Consider the following 2,552-nt stretch of genomic DNA (forward strand, 5'->3'; position numbering starts at 1 on the left):
CAAGTTGGCTTCATAGCCAAAACCAGCATTTGATGTTGCGATAATGATTGTGTTTTTAAAGTTAACGGTATTTCCTTGACCATCAGTCAAACGACCATCATCCAAGACTTGGAGGAGAAGGGTAATCACTTGAGGATCAGCCTTTTCAATTTCATCCAAGAGAATGATAGAGTATGGATTGCGACGAACACGTTCTGTTAAGGTATTGCTATTGTCATCATAACCCACATATCCTGCTGTTGTACCAATTAGCTTAGAAACGGCTGTGCGGTCGCTGTATTCTGACATGTCCAAACGGATGATAGCATCTTTCGTTCCGAACATATCAAGAGCCAATTGTTTAGCCAACTCAGTCTTACCAACACCAGTAGGACCTACAAAAAGGAAGCTACCGATTGGACGGTTACCTTCATCAAAACCAGCACGGTTACGACGGATAGCTTTTGCTACTGCTTCAACGGCCTTATCTTGACCAATAACTTTCGTCTGCAAACGATGAGCCATATCTTTCAAACGTTCGATGTCCGTAGCCCCCATTTGAGATACTGGAATACCCGTCATACGTTCTACAGATTCAGCCACATCGTTGACACTTGCAGTCACTTTCATATCTTCTGTGTGATTTTCGACTCTTTTCTCTAATTCTGCAATACGTGTTTTGGCATTAAGAGCTGCTTCAAAGTCTTCTGCCTCAACTGCTTTTTCTTGCTTGTCTTTTTCTACTTCAATTTCCCGTTCAACAGCATGCACATCTGTTACAGGATGTTGAGCTGCCAAGTGAGCTGCCGTTACATCGACAAGGTCGATAGCCTTATCTGGCAAGCTACGTTGAGGAATGTATTGTACAGAATAATCCACTGCTGCTTTCAAGACTTCATCTGGCAAGATGACATTGTGGTGTTGCTGATAGAGGTCACGAATTCCTTGAAGAATTTTATATGTATCCTCTGCTGAAGGAGCATTGACCTTGACTTCGTTGAAACGACGAGCAAGAGCCGCATTCTTCAAGATGGTGTTACGGTATTCGTCTTGAGTCGTTGCCCCAATAACGGTCAATTCCCCACGAGATAGGGCTGGCTTAAGAATATCCGCAAGTCCCTTAGAACCACTGTCACCTCCAGTAGATCCAGCACCAAGTATTTGGTGAATTTCATCAAAGAAGAGAATGATATTTCCCGCTTCTTTCACTTCATTGACTAAGTTTTGAACGTTTTCTTCAAAACTACCGCGGTATTGAGTACCAGCTTCAAGTCCAGAAATATCAATGGAAATAATTTCCTTATTCTTAATAGCAGCTGGAACATCACCATTCACAATAGCTTGTGCTAAGCCTTCGACAACTGCTGTCTTACCAACACCTGCGTCTCCGACTAAAACAGGATTGTTCTTGGTACGGCGTGAAAGGATTTCAGATGTTTCTTGAATTTCCTTGTTTCGTCCGATAACAGGATCCAGCTTACCCTCACGTGCTTCTGCTGTCAAGTTTCGACCCAGTTTAGCAAGGACACCATCTTGTTTCATACCTGAAGCCTGTTGTTTCATTTGTCCATCAGCTTCTGCATTTCCTGGCAATTGACCAGTTGCACGATAGTGAGCAAATTCCTCAGGTGTGACTTCACGTCCATTAATCAAGTAACGGCGATTTTCAGAACTGTATCCTCGCATACCACCCATCAATTGGTTAAACAAATCATCCATGTTGTTAAAATTATTAAAGTTGTTGTTCATATTCTTTACCTCTTTTTATTTACTTAGTTATGATTACTGATATTGACTATCTTTGACTTTTGTTTTAAAAAATTTAGACTAGCTAAATCGCTACTCTACGTACTATTTCTGGTTTTTCTTTTTCAAGCAGGAGTAGACTATCTTTATTTCTGAAGATTTCTAGATTAAACATAGACCCCACCTCTTTCTATTTTACTTTAAATAAGTGTTCTAGTAAGGCTTTTATTTACCTTACGTTCATAATATACTACATTAGTCAGAAAAGGTCAAGTAATTTGACTTTAATTGACCAATAAATTTTACAAAAAGAAGAACTAGCTTTTAACTAGTCCTTCTTTGTATTATTTTATATAATCTTAACTCAATGCATCCAAAGCGTCATCCATTGAAAGAACTTCGTGGAAGACACGTTGTGTCAATTCAGTTTTTTGTTCTGGAGTGAGGTATTTAGTGTTTACACAGTATCCAGAGATACGTACGATAACGTCTTCACCTGACATGATCTTTTCATAAACATCGTTCAAGTCCATAACATTCAAGTTAACGTGTTGTCCACCGTTTTCGAAGTAACCATCAAGAATTGTTACCAAGTTATCAACTTGTTCGTCACGAGTCTTACCAAGAGCGCGAGGTGAAACTTGAGTAGTCAATGAGATACCATCAGCTGCATAACTAAAGTCAAGGCTAGAAAGTGAGTTCAAGTTTTGCAACCAGCCACCTTTAGCTTTATTAGATGGGTTAGCACCTGGTGAGAAGAATTCAAGTTTAGACAAGTTCACAGAACCATCTTCGTTGAGGTATACACCTTTGTGGACTGGTGAGTT

2 protein-coding genes are annotated in these 2,552 nt (G+C 39.9%); both read right to left on the reverse strand.

The window, feature by feature from the left end:
• On the reverse strand, window positions 1-1,728 hold a 1,728-nt coding region (locus PAN06_RS13855), incomplete at its 3' end, for an ATP-dependent Clp protease ATP-binding subunit (protein ID WP_269796618.1).
• Between the two features lie 356 nt (window positions 1,729-2,084).
• A partial coding sequence (locus tag PAN06_RS13860) for a glycine radical domain-containing protein (protein ID WP_276593286.1) occupies window positions 2,085-2,552 on the reverse strand: 468 nt, incomplete at its 5' end.

The sequence above is a fragment of the Streptococcus sp. SM3 genome (genome assembly GCF_027497875.1).